General features: G+C 40.0%; 15 protein-coding genes and 2 pseudogenes. 11 read left to right on the top strand and 6 right to left on the bottom strand.

Annotated features, from left to right (window positions below):
* Positions 1-50 precede the first annotated feature (50 nt).
* Positions 51-539, top strand: coding sequence for a DUF1036 domain-containing protein (locus ACFINW_RS00310; protein WP_375640606.1), 489 nt, complete (start codon positions 51-53; stop codon positions 537-539).
* Complete coding sequence (gene pyk / locus ACFINW_RS00305; protein ID WP_375673629.1) at positions 536-1,972, top strand: pyruvate kinase; 1,437 nt, start codon at positions 536-538, stop codon at positions 1,970-1,972. The genes ACFINW_RS00310 and pyk overlap by 4 nt, the downstream gene beginning before the upstream one ends.
* 1,491 nt (positions 1,973-3,463) lie before the next feature.
* Here the strand turns inward: pyk and ACFINW_RS00300 are convergent.
* Positions 3,464-3,853 carry a cell division protein ZapA gene (locus tag ACFINW_RS00300; protein WP_375629691.1) on the bottom strand — a complete coding sequence of 130 codons (390 nt, stop codon included), beginning with the start codon at positions 3,851-3,853 and terminating at the stop codon, positions 3,464-3,466.
* Positions 3,854-3,865: 12 nt separating this feature from the next.
* A complete protein-coding gene (locus tag ACFINW_RS00295; RefSeq protein WP_005774573.1) occupies positions 3,866-4,141 on the bottom strand; it encodes a DUF4164 domain-containing protein in 276 nt (91 codons plus the stop codon).
* A gap of 334 nt (positions 4,142-4,475) precedes the next feature.
* Here ACFINW_RS00295 and tkt point away from each other — a divergent pair, with 334 nt between their 5' ends.
* The 5 genes from tkt to ACFINW_RS00270 all read left to right on the top strand — a co-directional run bounded on the left by tkt (position 4,476) and on the right by ACFINW_RS00270 (position 11,640).
* Positions 4,476-6,482: a transketolase gene (tkt, locus tag ACFINW_RS00290; RefSeq protein WP_375640601.1), complete on the top strand. Its 2,007-nt coding sequence runs from the start codon at positions 4,476-4,478 to the stop codon at positions 6,480-6,482.
* Positions 6,483-6,685: 203 nt separating this feature from the next.
* The gene (gene gap, locus ACFINW_RS00285; protein WP_375640596.1) at positions 6,686-7,693 is read left to right on the top strand and encodes a type I glyceraldehyde-3-phosphate dehydrogenase; all 1,008 of its coding nucleotides are present in this window, start codon (positions 6,686-6,688) and stop codon (positions 7,691-7,693) included.
* 515 nt (positions 7,694-8,208) lie between these two features.
* Positions 8,209-9,402, top strand: a complete 1,194-nt coding sequence (locus ACFINW_RS00280) for a phosphoglycerate kinase (protein ID WP_375621050.1) — start codon at positions 8,209-8,211, stop codon at positions 9,400-9,402.
* Between the two features lie 106 nt (positions 9,403-9,508).
* Positions 9,509-10,540, top strand: a complete 1,032-nt coding sequence (locus ACFINW_RS00275) for a class I fructose-bisphosphate aldolase (RefSeq protein WP_375621004.1) — start codon at positions 9,509-9,511, stop codon at positions 10,538-10,540.
* Positions 10,541-11,202: 662 nt separating this feature from the next.
* Complete coding sequence (locus tag ACFINW_RS00270; RefSeq protein WP_375621003.1) at positions 11,203-11,640, top strand: hypothetical protein; 438 nt, start codon at positions 11,203-11,205, stop codon at positions 11,638-11,640.
* Between the two features lie 1,941 nt (positions 11,641-13,581).
* Here ACFINW_RS00270 and ACFINW_RS00265 read toward each other — a convergent pair.
* Positions 13,582-15,372: an ABC transporter transmembrane domain-containing protein gene (locus ACFINW_RS00265; protein ID WP_375621002.1), complete on the bottom strand. Its 1,791-nt coding sequence runs from the start codon at positions 15,370-15,372 to the stop codon at positions 13,582-13,584.
* Between the two features lie 187 nt (positions 15,373-15,559).
* Between ACFINW_RS00265 and rpmE the strand changes: the two genes are divergently transcribed.
* The 4 genes and pseudogenes from rpmE (at position 15,560) to ACFINW_RS00245 (ending at position 18,840) form a co-directional block, all read left to right on the top strand.
* Complete coding sequence (rpmE, locus tag ACFINW_RS00260) at positions 15,560-15,781, top strand: 50S ribosomal protein L31 (RefSeq protein WP_005774581.1); 222 nt, start codon at positions 15,560-15,562, stop codon at positions 15,779-15,781.
* Between the two features lie 286 nt (positions 15,782-16,067).
* On the top strand, positions 16,068-16,397 hold the full coding sequence (locus tag ACFINW_RS00255) for an ATP-binding cassette domain-containing protein (protein WP_375673626.1): 330 nt from the start codon (positions 16,068-16,070) through the stop codon (positions 16,395-16,397).
* A gap of 84 nt (positions 16,398-16,481) precedes the next feature.
* Positions 16,482-16,728, top strand: a pseudogene (locus ACFINW_RS00250) (ABC transporter); the annotation flags it as partial.
* A gap of 846 nt (positions 16,729-17,574) precedes the next feature.
* On the top strand, positions 17,575-18,840 hold the full coding sequence (locus tag ACFINW_RS00245; RefSeq protein ID WP_375673625.1) for a hypothetical protein: 1,266 nt from the start codon (positions 17,575-17,577) through the stop codon (positions 18,838-18,840).
* Positions 18,841-19,294: 454 nt separating this feature from the next.
* Here the strand turns inward: ACFINW_RS00245 and ACFINW_RS00240 are convergent.
* The 3 genes and pseudogenes from ACFINW_RS00240 to efp all read right to left on the bottom strand — a co-directional run.
* Positions 19,295-19,982 (bottom strand): annotated as a pseudogene (locus ACFINW_RS00240) (inositol monophosphatase family protein); the annotation flags it as partial.
* A gap of 8 nt (positions 19,983-19,990) precedes the next feature.
* A complete protein-coding gene (locus ACFINW_RS00235; RefSeq protein ID WP_375620999.1) occupies positions 19,991-20,782 on the bottom strand; it encodes an inositol monophosphatase family protein in 792 nt (263 codons plus the stop codon).
* A gap of 11 nt (positions 20,783-20,793) precedes the next feature.
* The gene (gene efp / locus ACFINW_RS00230; RefSeq protein ID WP_375673623.1) at positions 20,794-21,369 is read right to left on the bottom strand and encodes an elongation factor P; all 576 of its coding nucleotides are present in this window, start codon (positions 21,367-21,369) and stop codon (positions 20,794-20,796) included.
* Positions 21,370-21,382 lie beyond the last annotated feature (13 nt).

The raw sequence follows: 21,382 nt of genomic DNA, 5'->3' as shown, positions 1-21,382 counted from the left end.
AAAGAAATGTGTAATTTGTTTTGAGAATTTGGCATTATAGAGGAAGTTTTGTGATTTTAAAAAAACGATATTGGGTGCTTCAGAAAGGATTAAAAGTTTTTCTTTTGAGCATTTTGCTCTTGTTTCCCCTTGTTGTTTTTGCAAAAGCTGACTTTAGGGTTTGTAATACAACCCAACAGTCTGTAGGGGTTGCTCTTGGATATCGTACATTTTCAGGGTGGGTGAGCGAAGGCTGGTGGACGGTACCAGTGACGGAATGTAAAACTTTAATTGAGGGGCCTCTTGCTTCACGGTTTTATTATTTTTATGCGGAAGGGGCACAAAAAAAAGGGAACTGGGCAGGCTCTGTGACCATGTGTGTACAAGATAGCCAATTTACTATTCAAGGGGTTCATGATTGTTTCCCTCGAGGATATCAAAAGGCTGAATTTAAAGAGATCGATACCGGAAATCAAACCAGTTGGATGGTACAGTTGACGGATGAGTCTTTGTTAAACAATTCAGTTATACCTTCTCTTTCAGGAAATTCTCCACCGTGAAACGTGCACGTAAAGTAAAAATTATTGCGACTCTTGGTCCTTCTTCTTTTTCTCGTTTGATGATTGAAAAGCTTTTTAGGGCAGGGGCAGACGTTTTTCGTCTTAATATGAGCCATACTGATCGTGATATGCTGGGTGATTTGGTCGAGTCTATACGAGAAGTTGAAAAAACAGTTCGACGCCCCATTGGTATTTTGGTGGATCTTCAGGGGCCAAAACTGCGTGTGGGGCGTTTTGCTAAGGGTCAAGAAGATTTGCGTGTTGGGCAAAGCTTTACGTTAGATAATCGCGATGTTCTTGGTGATGCACAGCGTGTTTTTTTCCCTCATGAGGATGTATTTTCGGCTGTTAAACCAGGGGATCGGTTGTTGATTGATGATGGAAGGGTGGAACTGCGTGCGCAAGTTTGTGATGGTCATTCTGTACAGTGTCGCGTGGTTGCTGGAACCCGTATTTCTGATCGAAAGGGTGTCAGTTTTCCCGATACAATTTTGCCTTTTGATTCGATGACGTCAAAAGATAAGGAGGATCTTCAGGCTCTTTTACAGCAGCCTGTTGATTGGGTTGCTCTTTCTTTTATTCAACGTCCAGAAGATATTATGGCGGTGCGTCAGTTGACGAAAAGTAAGGTGTCTTTGATGGCTAAAATCGAAAAGCCTCAAGCCTTGGAGCATATAGAGAAAATTATTGATGTATCTGATGGCATTATGATTGCACGGGGTGATCTCGGAGTGGAAATGCCTTTGGAAAAGGTCCCTGCACTTCAGATGGAGCTCATAAAAGCTTGTCGTTTAGCAGGAAAGCCTGTTGTGGTGGCAACACAAATGCTTGAATCAATGATCACATCTTCTGTTCCGACACGCGCAGAGGTGTCAGATGTTGCGACAGCTGTTTATGCTGGAACAGATGCGGTGATGTTGTCTGCTGAATCTGCTTCTGGTCGTTATCCTGAAGAAGCTGTGCTTATGATGGATCGAATCGCGCGGCAAATCGAACAAGATCACACTTATGCCGCTCAGGTTGGGGCACAACATCCAGCACCAGAATCAACAGGAACGGATGCGATTTCTCTTGCTGCGCGTCAGATTGCTGAAACACTTGCACTATCCGCTATCATTGCCTATACGGCTTCAGGAACAACGGGGGTGCGCGCCTCTCGTGAACGCCCTAATAGACCCATTATTGCTTTATCGCCCATTGTGGAAACAGCAAGGCGTTTGGCTTTAGTTTGGGGGCTTCATTGTGTGGTCACGCAAGATGCACGGAGTTTAGAAGATATGGTTGATCGAGCAGCAGCGATTGCATTTCAGGAAGGCTTTTGCAAAGGGGGAGATCGCTTCCTTGTGACAGCTGGGGTTCCTCTTGGAACGCCCGGTGCGACAAATCTCTTGCGTATTGCTTCTGTCTCTCAAGATGGAACGAAAGGGATTTGAGCCGTTTACGCATGGTGTTTTTTCATGCGCCTTTGAACAGGCTTTAAAAACAACGGGTGTGCGCCTCTTGTGAATGCCTCCATAGACCCATTATTCTTTATATCTTCTATCGTAAGATAGAAAGGTATTGCGTTAGGTCGTCCAGTTTGGGGATGGAAGCAGATGCGGTGATATTGGTCTGTTGATTTTGTTTTAGTTCTGAGGAAGCTGCTTTTACGGTAGGGCATTTAATGGGAGCCCCCCTTTTATTTCATTGAGACAGATTGGGGATGCTTTATTGATGTTTATACGAGCGAGATGTTTATTGATAATGAGAGTTCATTCTTTCGCTTTTTGGATAAGAGCCTTGAAATTTTTCCCATTTTAAACTTTTGCAAACAGAATTGAATAAAATTAAAATTATGTGCCTAAAAAATCGTACTGGTATGTTATGAGAAAAAGTGATGGGTGAATGTGTTTTTAAAATATGCCTTGTCGAATCATTTACAACATATTGATTTATAATGATAATTTATCGTTATTAAACTTGAATTAGAACCCCGAATTCCGTAAGATTCTCTTAAATTTATTTATGTTTTGTTAATCATAACTCTTTGCTTGTACGTCATAAGCGGGTGGGTTTTATGGGAAAAAGCTGTACAAGAAAGGCGTCCCTCTTATGAATCGTTTTACGAGCCAAGGGGGCTATCGCAATATTGAGGGCTGACTATAATGATGATGCCGACTTGCTCTTTCTTTTATTAAGCTTGGAGATTTTGAGGGGTGGGGAGAGAGGTATGGATGAATTGTTTGTTTGTTATAAGGATAAAAATAGCGGTAGAGGATGTTTTCAAGAGCTATTATTGTTGTTTATGATGTTTGAGGTTGTATGAGATTAACATACTCTTCGGGTTTGACTTTTTTCCTGCTCTAAAGGATGAAAATACTAAAGTTCACGCTGGTTTATAAATGATACGGTTCTTTTCGGTGGGTTTCATCGGATGGACATCTCAGGTGCAAAGACTCCATGGTGCTTATAGTATCAAATAGCGGTGTTTTACGGTATAATAGATAAGGTTATTTTTTAATATATATTGAATCTGCTTGATATTATCTAAGGGGCAAGGATTTTTGGGCATGCATTCATAGGGAACATGAATATAGCTCTTTTTTTCGAAGGGTGCTTTATTTGTTTGTTGCTGTTGTCATTTATATGATTTTTTTACAATGATGTTGATTTTGTTATCTTATTGCGCGGTTAAAAGACATCTCATTTGAAATGTGGTGATATAAGGCAGCCTCCTTGATATAGGAAGCGTTTGTGCGGAGGTGAAATATTCAGGGTAGGGCTTTCTTGTTGAGGTTTAAGTTAATCCCATAAGTCGTGAGTAGCTGGAATCCTTCCTATAAAAAACCAGACTGTTTACACACCGGTGTGGGTTTAAGAATTTTTATCCTGTGAGATGTGGCGGACAAGTCAAATCTCTGGTTTATTACGCGCTGATGTAATTTTTAGAAATCTTCCTGTTCCTGTTCTTGTTCTTGAAGGTTTGTGCAGTTTTGATCATCTTTGAGCAATTGGTTGGTGAGATTTTCAATGCGTTGTGTGGTGTCACGCATAATTTTCCCCATGGTACGGTCTCTTTCGTTGTGGAGTCGTAAAAGAGTATTGTAGTCTTCTTGTAATTTTTTATTTTCTCGTTTTATTTCTTCCATTTCATCAATAATCATTATGCCAGCCATAACCGATAAACGATGGTCGCCAATTTCACCAAAATTGTTCTTTAAATGTGTGATATATTGATCCAATTGAGCAGCAAGCGCAATAAGACGACGTTCTTGTCCTTTGTCACAAGCCATGCGATAAACTTTACCATCAATGGTAACGGAAACAGTTTCCATACATTCAAACCTTTATCTATCAATGACAACACGAATTGTTTCCATTGCTTTAATAAGACGTTTGGAAACTTCTTTGTTTACGGACTCTAAGCGTTCAATTTGGGCTTCAGCTTTGTCAAGCGCTTGGGCAAGATGGCTGCGGTCAGCATTCATTCGTTGGATTTCTTCTTCCCATTCGTTATTTTTATCAATAACGGCATTGCGGTTTATTATGGTGATCTCTAAAGTTCTAAGTGCCTTTTCTAGGTGCTCTAAAGCATCTTGTAGAACTGTAGTCTCTTGGTTCATTGCTTTTATCCTTTGGGTAATTGTATCCTTTATCAATGTGTTATGCAAAAACGAATCACTTTCACTCTTGTATTGTGTGCATTTTATTTTTAAGTATGTAGGATATTTTAGCAAGCAAAGCAGGGGATAGATATAAATTAAAAGCTGGATTTTTTGCGCGTATTGGCATAAATGACATGGATATACAGAACGCGTGAGGGGAATGTTATTAATATTATTGAAGTGGTGGCAAAAAGTCTCACGCTAATGGTTAGAAAATAGTATTTCTTGAGAATTTTAAGAGAATACGGAAAAAGCAACAGAATAACGTATTTAACGAAATGGTCGATTATTCATGACAAACACCCACCAACAGAATCAGATGGCCAATGCTATCCGTTTTCTTGCTATTGATGCGATTGAAAAAGCAAATTCTGGTCATCCGGGCTTGCCAATGGGAGCAGCCGATATTGCTACGGTTCTTTATACAAGATTCCTTGCTCATGACCCCAAAAAACCTCGCTGGCCTAACCGTGATCGTTTTGTGTTATCAGCAGGACATGGGTCTATGTTGCTTTATGCTCTCTTGTATCTTTCTGGTTATGAAGATATTGGCATTGAAGATCTCAAAAATTTTCGCCAATTAGGAGCAAAGCTTGCTGGGCATCCAGAATATGGGCATGTGGCAGGAATCGAAACAACGACTGGTCCTCTCGGACAAGGATTGGCTAATGCCGTGGGGATGGCTCTTGGAGAGCGTTTGCAAAATGCCCGTTTTGGTGATCTTATCAACCATTACACTTATGCGTTGGTGGGCGATGGATGCCTTATGGAAGGGATATCTCAAGAAGCACTTTCCCTTGCCGGTCATTTGAAACTCAATAAGCTTATTGTGTTGTGGGACGATAATAATATTTCTATCGATGGAGAGATTTCCCTTGCTGACAGTACAGATCAGATTGCGCGTTTTAAGGCATCTGGTTGGGAGACACATAAAGTCAATGGGCATGATCAAGCAGCAATTGCGCGAGCTATTGAGGCGGCACAAAATTCCGATAAACCAACTTTGATCGCTTGTAAAACAACAATTGGCTTTGGAGCACCCAATAAAGCGGGTACCAATAAAATTCATGGAGCCCCTTTGGGCGCACGAGAAATCACTGAAACCCGTATCGCGTTAGGGTGGGATGCTGAGCCTTTCGTTATTCCAGCCGATATTCTCGATAATTGGCGCTTGGCTAGTCTCAATGCTGCTAAAAAACGCCAAAAATGGGAAGAAAAATTTGCTGATCTTCCTGTCTCAGAGCGTGTGGAGTTTGAAAGATTGATGCGGGGCGATCTCGTGGGCGGATTTGATGGCGCTATTGATACTTATAAACAGAAATTGGTTGAAGAGCGCCCCGTTGTTGCTACGCGTAAAGCTTCGGAAATGGCTCTTGAAGTGATCAATGAGGTCGTTGTTGAGACTATTGGTGGTTCGGCTGATTTAACCGGATCTAATAATACAAAAAGCAGCCAGATGAAAAGTATCTCTGCTGAAGATTTTTCAGGGCGCTATCTGCATTATGGAATTCGCGAACATGCAATGGGAGCTGTGATGAATGGTCTTGCCCTTTATGGCGGCTTTATTCCTTATGGGGGAACCTTTTTATGCTTTTCTGACTATATGCGTCCTGCTATGCGTTTGTCTTCTCTCATGGGGTTGCGGGTGATTTATGTCATGACTCATGATTCTATTGGTCTTGGTGAAGATGGTCCGACCCATCAACCCGTAGAGCATTTGGCTTGCCTGCGTGCAATGCCTAATCATTTTGTGTTCCGTCCTGCCGATGCTATGGAGACAGTTGAGTGTTGGCAATTGGCTTTGAAAGCATGCGGGACGCCTTCTACCTTGGCTTTAAGTCGACAAAATCTACCGCTTTTGCGTCAAGAGTATGAAGAAGAAAATCTCTGTATGCTTGGTGCTTATGAATTCCTAACAGCTAGCGATGATGCACAAGTGACGCTGTTTGCTTCTGGTTCAGAATTGCAAATTGCAGTGGAGGCACATGCGGTGTTAGAAGAAAAAGGCATCCCAACGCGTGTGGTTTCTGTGCCTTGTTTTGAACTTTTTTCTCAACAATCTCTCTCCTATCAGCGTGCTCTCATTGGAGATGCACCGATTAAAATTGCCATTGAAGCTGCTGTCGCCCAAGGATGGGATCGTTTTATTGGCTGTGATGGTGTGTTTATTGGTATGGAGGGCTTTGGGGCAAGTGGAACAATTGATGCCCTTTATGCGCATTTTGGTATTACTTGGGAAAATGTCGTTGCCACCGTTGAAAAAGAGCTGGAAAAGATCAAAGAGGAAAAGACAAAGTGACAGCTTGTGTTGTCATGAATGGGGTGATTGTAGGGCATCATATTCTGTGCAGTGCTGTGGATGATCTTGTGCATTATTGTGGATAAGTGAGTGAGTGATCAAGATATTGACATTGTGGGAATTAATGATTTTGGATTGGTGAAATACCCATTTATTGTGTTTTAAATGTTGTGCTTTTAAAAATTGATGAGGAAACATGTGAAATGACAGTTCGTGTTGCAATTAATGGGTTTGGTCGTATTGGTCGCAATATTTTACGTGCACTTGTGGAAAGTGGACGACAAGATGTTGAAGTGGTTGCAATTAATGATTTGGGATCGGTGGAAACAAATGCCCATTTATTACGCTATGATTCAGTTCATGGGCGTTTTCCTGGTATCGTTAAGGTGGTAGGGGATGCTATTGATGTGGGAGGTGGTTTAATAAAGGTATGCGCAGAGCGTGATCCTGCTCAATTGCCTTGGAAAGATTTGGATATCGATATTGCTTTGGAATGTACGGGCATTTTTACTGCGCGTGATAAAGCAAGTGCTCATTTAGATGCGGGGGCAAAGCGTGTTCTTATTTCTGCGCCTTCTGAAGGAGCAGATCTTACGGTCGTCTATGGGGTTAATCATCAATCTTTAAGCAGCGAGCATCGCGTTGTTTCAAATGCTTCTTGTACAACCAATTGTTTGGCGCCTGTTGCACAAGTTTTACACAATACGGTGGGCATTGAAAAGGGCTTTATGACAACAATCCATTCTTATACGGGTGATCAACCTGTATTGGATACAATGCATCGGGACCTTTATCGTGCACGTGCGGCAGCTCTTTCTATGATTCCTACCTCAACAGGAGCGGCAAAAGCTGTGGGATTGGTCTTGCCAGAATTAAAGGGATTGCTTGATGGTGTATCGATTCGTGTTCCGACCCCTAATGTTTCTGTGGTTGATTTGACATTTATCGCTAAGCGTTCCACAACAATCGAAGAAATTAATACAGCTATTGCTACTGCTGCACAGGGTTCTTTGAAGGGCGTTTTGGACACTACAGAAGAGAAACTCGTGAGTTGTGATTTTAATCATAATCCTCATTCAGCTATTTTCCACAATGATCAAACCAAAGTGATTGATGGTAAGCTCTGTCGCGTTCTGGTTTGGTATGATAATGAATGGGGCTTTTCTAACCGTATGAGTGATACGGCAGTGGCTTTTGCTCAGACAATATAAGAGGACCTCAGGGTCCTCTTTTTATAAGGAAAAGTCTCATTTTTGTGCAATTTTGAGAAAAACAGTTAGAGGCTGTTGTTCTCATGCGCTAGAGAGAAGAGGCTATTGAAAAATTGATGATGTGTTTTGTTTTAATACTGTGTCAATACGTGCTTTTAAAAGATGCATGAAAGAGTAAACTTTGAAAAAGTAAGATCTGAACGAGATACCCTTTGAGAAAACGTTAGAAAACAGGAGATGTAAACTCTTTTTCCTAGAAGTAAAAGGAAGCTTTAATAGAGCTCAAGTTGAGCCAATGCATTTGTTTGCCACAATGGAATATGAAGATTAAGAGCAATGGTGGGCTTTTGTACATTTGACGATAAAAGCTTTGGATTTTTATTAAGCAAAGGGTGAGAGATAGGCTGTCGTGGATCTCTTGTAAAAGCAAAGAGGGGGATAAGTGGAAAGAAAAGTGGGCAGGGTTGTTGGATGCGTTTTTATTTGAAACAATGGAAAGTGAAGAGGAAGCAGTGATGGGGTTTCGTACACTTGATGATGTTGATGTTTTGGGTAAACGTGTTCTGGTGCGCGTAGATTTTAATGTTCCTATGGCGCAAGGTAAGGTATGCGATGAGACGCGTCTTGTACGACATAAAGAGACACTCGTTGAGCTGCAAAAGCGTGGTGCTAAACTTATTCTGCTTTCTCATTGTGGTCGCCCCAAAGGAAAGGTAGAGCAAGAGTTTTCACTCCGTCCTGTTGTGCAAGTGCTGGAAAAGATCATTAATCAGCCGGTTGCTTTTGCTCCGGACTGTATCGGTTCGGCGGTGCAGGTTGCAGTTGAGTCATTACAAAATGGTGGTGTTTTACTGCTTGAAAATGTTCGTTTTTATGCTGGTGAAGAAAAGAATGATTGTTCTTTTGCAGAAGCTTTGGCTCATAATGGAGATCTCTATGTCAATGATGCTTTTTCAGTTTCTCATCGTGCCCATGCTTCGGTGGAGGGAATAACGCATTTGTTGCCTTCTTATGCAGGACGGTCTTTGCAAGGTGAATTGCAGGCATTAGAAAAAGGACTTGGCAATCCAGCACGTCCTGTGGTTGCTCTTGTGGGAGGAGCAAAGGTTTCTAGTAAGCTTTTTGTGCTCAATCATTTGGTGGAAAAAGTTGACTCCTTAATTATTGGTGGGGGGATGGCTAATAGTTTTTTAGCTGCGCAAGGTATCCATGTAGGGAAATCACTGTGTGAACATGCATTGATGGAAACGATAAAAAAAATCATTAAAAAAGCGCAAGAGTGTCACTGTACGCTTCTGCTCCCTCAGGATGCTGTTGTGGGATTTCGTTTTGAAAAAGATGCACCGCATCGTCTTTATGACATTGAAGATATTCCACAAGATGGCATGATATTGGATATTGGGACGCGCTCTATTGCGCATATCAATACTGCGATAGATGAAGCTGCTACTCTTGTGTGGAATGGACCCCTTGGTGTTTTTGAGATGCCTCCCTTTGATAAGGGAACCATTGCCGTTGCACGCCATGCAGCAGAACGTAGTTTGACGGGAAATTTGGTTTCAATTGCGGGAGGGGGCGATACGGTTTTTGCCCTTAATCATGCCGGTGTTGCCAATGATTTTACTTATCTCTCAACTGCTGGAGGAGCTTTTTTGGAATGGATGGAAGGTAAGGTTCTTCCTGGTATTCTTGCTCTTATGCAGGCTTAAAGGGCTTCTTTGAAGGGAAGGTTAAAGAAAAGCTATACAATCGTGTAGAGTGTTTTGATAGTGTTGCGCATTTTTAGAAATTAAGACAAAATAAGAGGAATTTTTTATGAATGAACGGCTTGAAGATATTGCACTTGCTTTGGTGCATGCGGGTAAAGGTATTTTGGCGGCAGATGAAAGTACGGCGACCATTGGAAAGCGTTTTGAAAGCATTGGTGTTGAATCCAATGAAGATAAGCGCCGTGCTTATCGTGAAATGCTTTTTAGTACAAAAGAAGCGATGGAAAACGCCATCTCTGGGGTTATTTTATTTGATGAAACCATTCGGCAAAAAGCATCAATTGGGAAAATGTTGACGGATCTTATTCGGGATTCAGGCGCTTTGCCAGGGATTAAAGTTGATACCGGTGCAAAACCCTTGGCTGCTTTTCCCCAAGAAACAATTACCGAAGGGTTGGATGGTCTTCGTGAGCGGCTAAAAGATTATTATGCTTTGGGAGCACGTTTTGCTAAATGGCGGGCGGTAATTGCTATTGATGAACACACTTTGCCAACAAGAGGCGCCATAAGACAAAATGCACAAGCTCTTGCACGCTATGCTGCCTTATGTCAGGAGTTCAATATTGTGCCCATTGTTGAGCCGGAAGTGTTGATGGATGGATCATCGTGTGGGCATTCAATTACACGCTGCTTTGAGGTGACACGCACTGTTTTGCAGGCTGTCTTTAAAGAATTGTTTGAAGCTCGTGTTCTTTTGGAGGGGATGATTTTAAAACCCAATATGGTGATTGATGGAAAGGATGCTCGCAAGGCTTCTGTTGAAGAAGTTGCTGAAAAGACTGTCCAGGTGCTTAAACAGACTGTTCCTGCCGCTGTTCCCGGAATTGCTTTTCTTTCTGGAGGACAGTCTGATCAGGAAGCAACGGCGCATTTATCTGCTATGAATTCTTTGGGCGCATTGCCTTGGAAATTGACCTTTTCCTATGGACGCGCATTGCAAGCAGCTGCCTTAAAAGCATGGGCTGGAAAAGATGAGAATATTGCTGTTGCACAGAAGGCATTTAGTCATCGGGCTCGGATGAACCATCTTGCGGCTTTGGGACAATGGACAAAAGAACAAGAAAAAGCGTGCGATTGAAGCACAAGCTCTGTTCTTAAATGCGGAGAGATTTTTCATATTTCTGCGTGATTTTTTGGGTGCCCTCATCATGATAAAAATGGCGGGGGCATTTTAGGCTTAAAAGCTTTCTCAGAGAGTTTTTTCCTTGGACCTTTTAAAAGTCTTTAATGGGTGCTATCGAGAGATAAGATTGCGGGAGAGGTGCAATTTCGAGAAGGGGAGATAATGCTAGGAAATTTGTGAATGCACAGCACTTTAGTATGGTGTCGTTCATGAGGTGGTACTTACTTTTTGAGTGAAAATCATAAAGCTCATACTGTATTGAAGAGTTTGATATTGTGATATTTTTTCTTTTTCATGTTATCATTACTTGTCATCAGCAGAATTCATTTGATTGCAGTTTTAAAGGTGGATTAAGCGGGTAGATTAGAGAGTTGCGATTTCTGAGCGGATTGGAATACAGCTTATGAAGCTTTTCTGCATCAGGGTAGCTTCTTCTTCAATGGGGGTAGACTTTCTATTGGCGAACGAATTGAATAACTCTTGCGAAAGAAAATAGATTTGCCCCTCAATAAAACACCTATTTTTTCGTTAAAATGGATAAATTTTTCTTGTATTTTTTGATGATATAATTAAAAGTAATTAACTTCATAGCATCTTGGCTTAAAACGGGGGGAGTTGTGGACGGTATATCTTCTAAAAATAACAGTATATCTTCTAAGAATACAAGCATCAAAAGAAAAAATCAATACGCAGAACAGAGCTTTTCTGCAATTATGATGCGAAAATTGTGCAATATGGTGCGTGGGGTATTCGAAGGGATCTTTACAGTATTTACTTTCATAATTTTTATTATCTTGCTCAACATACGTGGACCGGTTCATACCGCATTAAAAGTCTTTGGGTCGGTGAGTGGAATAGGGTGCTTTTTCTTTTTTGTCGGATACCTCTTAGAACGCCGTGACGCAACAGCAGATGAAGCCGGTATATCGTTCGCATTACTCTTAACAATTCTTGAAGGCGTTTCTTCTATTTGCTGCCTGTCTGCTAGTTGGGGTTACGATGCTCTCTTATTCCGTTTAGCACCTCCTGGGTATGTTCTTATTCTCCCTGAATAAATAGGGTGCAATTCGTTTGCATACAAATCAAAATGAGAGGCTGTCTGCCTCTCAAATTCTTAATAATCGCTCTCCAAAATCATAACATCAAACCCGCGTTTAATGAAGGGACTAACAAGCTTTGGGTCCTTAAGCCTCAAGGTAACCCTTTACAAATTGCGCCTATCGGCATCCTTGACCTTAAGACACTCAAACGGCTTATTTTGTTTTTCTCATGTATGATATAAGGGGAAAGCTTCTCATCGTGCCTAAATGGTAACTTATCGTGTGTTAAATGGAAAAATGAGAAAAAGCATCTTTATGCAATATAATCCAATTATGATTTATTGATTTGAAGATAAAGGGTTTAAAGCCTTCTACAAGACTGATACGATAAAAGGGGGAAGTTGCCTATTCTTAGAAACTAAGGCGTATTTTAGGTGCTCTTGATATAGCTATCTCACCAAATGGTTTTGAAGACTTATCCTTTTAGCTCTATTCACTAAAAGGTTATTTTGAGGGGGCTTGGCTAATGAATGTAAAGGAAAATTAGCACGTAATATTTCGCTTTGCTGGTATAGATGCTGAATGAGTTAATTATCTAGAGGATCACTGAAGAGGGAGCGCTAAAAAATCGTGAAAATCTTCCGTACTTCGGTGAATTCGTGGTTGAAGATATAATCGTAGAACTTGGCTTATCTGTTCCTGAAACAGCTGCATGGTTTGAAATGGTTAGGGTGTCAGTTCTGCATATGCTTGGCTCGCTATACAAAAAAAATTATGATTTAGTGCAAGCTTTAAAACATAAATACCCTAAAGATATATCCTCTTTGTACATGTTCTTATCATCGTTAAAATGCTTTCTTAAAGCACGACAGGGGGTGCTATAAAGTTGAGGGCTGTAAAATATATGGGGCTTGGAGGGGGTGAGAAGATGGTATTCAATCGAAGTACTCTATCCTTATTTTATGGGCTATGACTGAAAGAGAGAGCTGGAGAGACAATTTATGAGCAAAGAGAACGGTGTTTTGAGGTTGCGGTGTCTGCAAGAGCAGAACAGTGATCGTGGTGATATTTACAAACAATAAATTTGATAAAATTTTACAATTTTGCCAAAAGCCGGTTTATTATAAAAGCTGTTGCTCATGTGCTCTCACAAAGTTATAAGAAGCCAAAAAGTGCTAAAAGAGTCTTTGCTCTTTTTCAATAATATGGATCTGCAAACAGTGTTCAAAAAGTGTTCGTTTTTTTGAAAGAGAAGAAAAGGATATTCTTGCAATAGAGAGAAGCGTATTTGTGAATTACAATTTGTCATGATTTTCGGTAAACACTATTATTTATAGCGGTGAGAGAGGGTATGAAAAGTTTTTCATATTCAGTTTTTTTAAAGAGTGTGGTCAGTCTTTAGGGTAGTGCTTGTGTCCCTAGAGCCTATCAAGTGAGCCCGCATAAAGGCTTCAAGAAAGCGAGCACCTATTATACTTTTTGCCAGCGTATACTCTTTTGTCAGCGCCCCAATGTTTTGACAGCCCTTAGAACGTAAAGGGGCAAGGGAGGTATTTCATTCCTTTCTTGTACCGTTTTACTCCACACGCCAACTCTGCTTGTGATGAGCAAGCCAAGAGATTTTGTTTGATTCACTATGAGGGTTTGACATGAGAAAATCCTATGGTATTCATGATCTTTCATGAAAAACAATGAATTATCCTTATAAATCAACGTGACAGTGCTGTTATGAAGAGAACTCCTTGCACATCTTAATAGCCCATAGCGATTAACTTGGTATTATTTTATATTCTGTACACAGAAGTGTCTTTATAAAAATACTCCATCTTGCGCAGAAAAAAGAAAAACATCTCAATGCTTGCTTTTCTTTTTTCCATGAGAGATTTAAATTGATAAGCCTGTCTGAAAAAAGTGCTGTTTATGCCCTTAAAGATATTGCTCTTGTATCAAGATTACTTATTCGGGTGAAAATTGGAGTTTTGCGAGGTAAGCATAAACGCCATTTTTTGCCACAAGTTCGGCATGGGTTCCTTCTTCCACAAGGGCGCCTTTATCCATAACAAGAATGCGATCTGCTTTTAAAATTGTTGCCAAACGATGTGCAATGACCAAGGTTGTGCGGTTTTGCATCAACCCTTCTAAGGCGTCTTGCACCAACTTTTCACTGTTCGCATCTAAAGCAGATGTTGCTTCATCAAGCAGCAACAAGGGTGCATTTCTTAAAATTGCCCGCGCAATACCAATGCGTTGTTTTTGCCCCCCAGAAAGCATGGTACCGCGTTCTCCTACTTGCGTATCCAAGCCATCTGGTAAAGCTTGAATAAATTCAAGTGCATTAGCCGCTTTAGCAGCAGCAAGGATTTCTTCTTCATGGGTATTTTCAGTTCCAAAAATAATATTATCACGCAATGTTCCATCAAAAATAGCAACATCTTGTGGAACATAGGAAATTGCACTACGTAAATCTTGTAAAGAAAGGCGATTAATTTCTATGCCATCCAACCGAATTGTTCCATTTGTCGGGTCATAAAAACGAAGGATCAAAGAAAAAATGCTGCTTTTTCCTGCTCCGGAAGCCCCAACAAAAGCAACCGTTTCGCCTGCTTTTACAGAAAATGAAAGCGAGCGTAAAACCTTCTCTTGTGGTCTAGAAGGATAGGTAAAATCAACCTGATCAAAAACAAGTTCACCTCGAACAGGTTGCTCTAATGATAAAGCATTTTTAGGAGCTACAATAGTAGGTTGTTCTTGTAACAATTCGGCAAGCCGTTCAGCAGCGCCGGCTGCTTGGATTAATTCTGCTCCCAGTTCCGATAATTGCGCAAAAGTAGAAGCTCCAAAAACCGCATAAAGGACAAATTGCCCTAATGTCCCTCCTGTCATCGTTCCATTCAAAACATCACGCGATCCAATCCATAAAACAGCAACCACACTGCTAAAAACCAAAAAAATTGCAAACCCCGTAAAAAAGGAGCGCAAGATTACAGAAGCACGTGCTGTTTGAAAAGCACGTTCTATCAATTGTGAAAAACGTATTGTAACGAGTTTTTCAGCGGTAAAAGCTTGCACAGTGCGAATAGCACTTACCTGCTCTGTAGCAACAGCATTGGCATCTGCGAGACGATCTTGCGCCGCGCGGGTACGAGAGCGAACTTTACGTCCAAAGACTACCAAGGGAATGGCCACAACAGGAATAGCAGCTAAAACCAACAAAGACAATTTAGCATTGGTGATCACCATCATTACGACGGCTCCGATCACGATAATCAGCTGACGCAAAGCGGTAGAGGCGGTAGAGCCCACAGCTAATTTTATTTGTGTGGTATCTGTTAGAAGCCTTGAAACAATCTCTCCTGAATGTGACCGATCAAAAAAAGCAGGAGAAAGTTTCATAATATGGACAAACACATCACGCCGTAAATCGGCAACAATCCGTTCTCCTAAGGTGATAACACAGTAATAACGGGCTGCTGAAGCAAATGCGAGAAACAAGGCTAAGATAAACAAAATTCCAAAGTAAAAATTGATATGTCCATGGCTTGAAGTAGAAAACCCATGATCAAACATTTGGCGGATAGCCACAGGCAAAGCTAATGTGACTAGAGCAGCAACAGATAACGCTAGAAAAGCAAAGATAAACAACCAACGATAGCGCAAAAGATAAGGAACAAAAATTGCAAGCGAAGAGAATGAAGATTTTTTAGGGGAAGACTTTGTCGATTTTTCTGAACGAGAACGTAATGTCATAAAATTTTGCTCACTGTATTGGATTTGTAACACTTGATACAATGATGTATCTTGAACACTTGTTTTTTGATGCGTGCTCAGTTATAGGAATAAATACTTTAAATCAATGTATCAAAAAGACAAAGGAAGTGCACTTAAAAAAACAAGCAAGTGCTATTTCATTCTATAAACGCAAAAGGTTTGACGCATGAAAGCGAATATTCACCCCAACTATCATAAAATTACCGTTGTTATGACGGATGGAACCCAATATACGACGCGCTCTACTTGGGGAAAAGAAGGCGATACTCTTAATCTAGATATTGATCCAAGAACGCATCCGGCATGGACAGGTGGCTCCCAAACACTCGTAGATCGTGGTGGTCGTCTTTCTAAATTCAAAAATCGTTTTGGTAATATTGGCATGTAAAAGCCTCCTTTTTATGGGGAACAAGGGTTTTAAACAAATCGATTGCAAACGATGAGTTTTTTATCCTATCAAAGAGTGCACTTTAAATATTAATTCAAAAACGCATCCGACATAAACAGATGAGTCTTAAACACTTATAAATCATTGTGGTTGCGTTTTTAAATTCAAAAATCATTTTGAATATATGCATAAATCCTTTCTTCCCTAGAGTATAAAGACTTGAAATAAAATAATTGTAAACTTTTCTTCTTTTTTTGGAACTGAACATACCCATGGAGAGGAAATTTTGGCCACTTCTAAAGCTGCCAATGCATTTGAATTTATTCAAGCTTTACCAGATGGCTTGGATACGCAAGTAGAAGAACGTGGTACCATGCTTTCTGGGGGGCAAAAACAACGCATTGGTATTGCACTGGCGATTTTAAGAAATGCAGCCCTCTTGTTGCAAGCCGGCACCATCATTATATTTGCCAACTCGTGGATGTTGCTACGGCCCTTGGCACTTGAGATAATTTATTATAGGCATTTTAAGTCCTTTCTTAATAGTTTTTTTATTCACGCGGGCTCTCTCCGCTTGGTACGTGCAAAAGGCATGGTTTTGATTGGTTCACCATGAAACATGGTTTGAAATGAGAGAATCTTACGGTATTCGGGATTCTCATTCAACATATAAAACAATGAATTATTATTATAAATCAAAATGTTGCCACTTGATGAAGCAAGATTTGCTTTAGATGCAAACAGTGAAAAGTTGGTGCAAGATACCTTAGAAGGATTGATGCAAAATCCTAAATCTTGGTCATTGCACATCGTTTGGCAACAATTTTAAAAGCAGATCGCATTCTTGTGATGGATAAAGGCGCCCTTGTGGAAGAAGGAACACACAACTCATTATAAAAAATAATGTTTATGCGCATTTGGCTCAACTGCAATTTTCATCTGAGTAAGTGATTCTTGATACAAGAGCAGTATTTTTAAGGGCATAAACAGTATTCTTTTCAGACAGGCTTATCAATTTGAAACTCTCATGGAAAAAAGAAAGGCAAGCATTGAGGTGTTTTTCTTTTTTAACGGGCTGTTCTTTTTTCTGCCTGACATTTTTATAAAGACACTTCTGTGTATAGAATGTAAAACGATATCCAGTTAAATCGCTATGGACTATTAAGATGAGCAAGGAGTTCTCTTCATAACAGCACTGTCACGTTGATTTATAATGATAACTCATTGTTTTTCATGAGAGATTTTACATGGAATTTATCGTTTCAAATTTGGTTATGTTGCATTAGTCAAAACCATTTCTCTTGTATGTTGCAAGCAGAGAGAGCTCGCGTGAAGTAAAAATACTTAAAGAAAGAATAAGTCCTCTTCATGAAGCGTCTCAAGTTTTAGGGGCTGTAGTAATATTGAGGGGATTAGGAAAGTGTATGATGATGTCGCTTTACTAAAAAACAGCCGATAAATGAGTAGAAAGACGCTTTTTATCGATGCTATAAACAAGGTGAGCACGCAGCCATGTTTTGCTGTGTTAGGCTTTTGAGTACTTTGAACCAATATTGTGGGAGTGCATTTTAAGAATTATAAAGCTCTTCTTAAAAGTGCATAAATCATTAGAGCAGTACAATTAAATACAAATTGTTTTATTTTACCAATAAAAACATCTATATTTTGTGTATTGTTTTTATTAAAATAGAATATGTAGCAAATCCTGAATCAATTATATACATATTGATACAATATCGAGGGATCGATAAAAGAGCTGCGTTAAATGTTGGTGGGAATAAAAGAAGGCAAGAATGAGTGATCAGGATACTTTCATAGTTATAGTAGGAATAATTATAATAGGGAGCATAATCTATAGTCTTTGGTTAGCAAATTATCAGAAAAAGCAATTAATTGAACAACTTGAGCAATGTGAGAAATTATGGCAGCTAAAAGATCGAGAGTGTGCGATATACCAAGATATTATTGCACAATGGGAACAAAGGCTTTTTGAAAAAACCCAAAGAATACCCAAAAAATGGATTAAACAATGGGATGAAGAAGCAAAGCATTGGGAAAGGAGTATATTAGAGATAAAAAAAATTGGATACATTTCTGAATCTTATGAATCTAAAAAACAGCAGCATCCAATGGTACAAGATATTTGTGCTCAAGGATATGTAGATATATTTTTTCTCTATGAAAAGGCGCTGGAAGTAGAATTTACTGCTGAGCACATCGAAAAAATAAATGAATTAATGATGCGTCCAATTTTTAAAGAAACTTATCCTAAAGTTGTGCGATTCATGAGACAGAATGGTGTCACATTACGAAAGTTTGTGGATCCTTTGACGAAAAAAAAGCGCTATAAGCCTACAATGCTGTTGTTTCATTGGTGGTTATATATGATTGATGATATGATTACAGCTGAATACGAACAGCAACAAAAGGATAAAGCTTCAGGGCTCTATCGTGACTTAGCATCTCTGGAAATTTACTTTGAAGACATACCTAAATATACTGAATATGAAACGCTAAAAAAACTGGGAGGATTTGGGAGTATGCCTGGTGACAGTAGTGTACTGTGCATTTGTAAAAGAGAGCTTCTATCCTTATTGTATGATGTTTCCAGTGATTATAAGACGGCAAGAGAAACTTTCATTTACTATAAGATGCTTATTGATACGGTGAAAGAAGGATATATTGCCTTTGATAAAAGTTGTTGTTACTCTACGGTTGAAAGGGCAATGGAGGTTTGTAAAGAGAGAGATAAAGAAGAGAAAAAAGACCTAGTCCTTGATGAAAAGATACCAACATTTGAAGAAGCTTACAAATTAGGCGTTAAAGAGTGGATGAAATCATCAAATGAGAAATGCGATAACCGATTGATCTTTTGGGAGAAGCTTACCACACAAACAAAATTACAAGTTATCTTTGGGGATGAAAAGGTAAATGCACTGGAAGAGGCTATTGATAAAAATAAAGAACAGTTTGAGAATGAAATACAGGCAGCGGTTCTCGCAAATAACTATTTGAAGTGCAATAAATCTTATGCCTATTTGATACATACTTTAGAATAATGCTGAAAAGAAGAAGCTGATAACAATTGTATGAATCGGTGAATTTACTGAAACCTCTGTTATCACACTCGGTGGTGAAACATATTGATAAGCAGTGAGAGTAATGTAGAGCAGCTCTTACCAAAAAGGAGAGAGTGATCTCTCAAGAGAAGTAGGAGAGGCTTTTGCCTCAGGTTCGATAATTGCTTTTTGGGGCGTTTGGTTATGATGGGATTTGTGTTTATTGCCTTTTGCAGTTTGTTTGCAGGGGAATTTGAATAACAGAAACGTCAATAAGGTAAGCTATTGGGGATTGCTTTTGTGGGGGCTCATAGCAAGTACATTTTTTGTTCGTGGTGATGTTTTTTGTCACTATCTAATCAGTTATTTCTTATCGTTATTTGAAAGAAAATTAAAAACTCTTTCTTCATGTGTTTGTTTAAGGTTCTAAGGGTTTTGTAAAAAACTGTAAGAATTAAATGCTTTTTTGAAGTTTTTTTTTATAGTTTGATGCGAATGTGTTTATTGCAAGCAATGATGTGTTTTTGCGAAATATATCGCTGCTGCCTTCTTTATCAGTGACAAAAACACCGGTTTTGCGAAGCATCAGTATGCTGGTAGTTTTATCAAAAATGTGCAGGTTATCTTCCCAAAAGCCATCGGTTCTGCCAGAAGCAACATAAGCTAAATCAAGAGCAGCAGCACCAAAACGGTGAAGTCCGGCAACTTCCATCATTATATTGCGTAATTCAATAAGATAGGTTCCATGACCTGGGCGACCAAAATGAGGCATGCTTGTAGCAATGACACAATCTTCCAGTCTGCGTCGAGCAGAAACGCGACAGCGTCGGTTATTGAAAAAAGCACCATACCCGCGTTCTGCGGCGAAGAGTTCATCACTCACGGGATTGTAAATGACATCAGCAACGACTTTCCCTTGGCTTTCTAAAGCAATGGAAACAGCAAAAAAAGGAATGCCATGGAGAAAATTTGTGGTGCCATCTCAAAGGGTCAACAATAAAACGGTGTTGTGAATCTTCTCCAATGATTTCTTCTGACTCTTCCATCAGAAAACCAAATTTGGGGCGCGCTTTGCTTAATTCATTGAAAATAATTTTTTCCGCTTTGCGATCTGCTTGGCTGAGGTCATCTGCTAGATCTTTTCTGAGGTCTAAATGCCTTTTTTGAGGGTTTTTTCTAATTTTAGGCGAATGTGTTCATTGCCGGCAATGATATTTTTTTTGCGAAATATATTGTTGCCGCCTTCTTTATCGGTGACAAAACCACCGGCTTCACGAACCATCAGTATTCCAGCAGCCATATCCCAAATTTGCAGGTTATCTTCCCAAAAGCCATCGGTTCTTCCAGCAGCCACATAAGCTAAATCAAGAGCAGCAGCACCAAAACGGCGAAGTCCGGCAACCTCTGCCATCACATTACGTAATTCAATAAGGTAGGTTCCATGATTTGGGCGACCAAAATGAGGCATTCCTGTGGCAATGACACAATCTTCTAGTCTGCGTCGAGCAGAAACGCGACAGCGGCGGTCATTGAAAAAAGCACCACACCCGCGTTCTGCGGTGAAGAGTTCATCATTCACGGGATTGTAAATGACACCACCAACGATTTTTCCTTGGCTTTCTAAGGCAATGGAAACAGCAAAAAAAGGAATGCCATGGAGAAAATTTGTGGTGCCATCTAAAGGGTCAACAATAAAACGGTGTTGTGAATCTTCTCCAATGATTTCTTCTGACTCTTCCATCAGAAAACCAAATTTGGGGCGCGCTTTGCTTAATTCATTGAAAATAATTTTTTCCGCTTTGCGATCTGCTTGGCTGACATAATCTGCTGGTCCTTTCAAAGACACTTGCAAATTTTGCACTTCACCGTAATCACGTACCAACGAGCGTCCTGCTTTCATTGCAGCTTGCACCATGACATTCATGACTGCAGAATGGGCCATTTTTTATTCCTTTATTTATCTTTTTCATTTGCGCGACGCAAATAAATCAACTCATTGGTGTCTACAATGATACGTTCACCAGTATTCATAAAGGGGGGAACAAGAATACGAATCCCGTTTTCAAGAATGGCGGGTTTATAAGAGGAGGTAACCGTTTGTCCTTTGATGGCAGGGTCGGCTTCTGTAATCGTGACAGCAACTTGATCAGGAAGTGAGATGCCAATAGGCTTTTCTTGATAAAGTTCAACTGTGACAGTCATCCCATCTTGGAGAAACGCAGCACGTTCACCAACAAAATCCTTTTGAAGTTCTAGTTGTTCATAAGATTCTGAATCCATAAAGACCAAAGCATCCCCTTGTTGATAAAGAAAGGTGAAATCCTTTTGTTCAAGGCGCACGCGTTCAACCGTCTCAGCAGCACGAAAGCGTTCATTAAGTTTTGTACCATCAATCAAATTTTTCATTTCAACTTGGTTAAATGCACCACCTTTTCCTGGTTTTACAGCGTTGCATTTAACTGCAACCCATAAGCTTCCTTGATGTTCGATCACATTACCAGGGCGAATTTCATTGCCATTAATTTTCATCGTTTCTATCCAA

The sequence above is a fragment of the Bartonella sp. AA18HLJMS genome, from assembly GCF_042197245.1.
GTDB lineage: Bacteria > Pseudomonadota > Alphaproteobacteria > Rhizobiales > Rhizobiaceae > Bartonella.
This window is presented reverse-complemented; position numbering and strand designations above follow the sequence as displayed.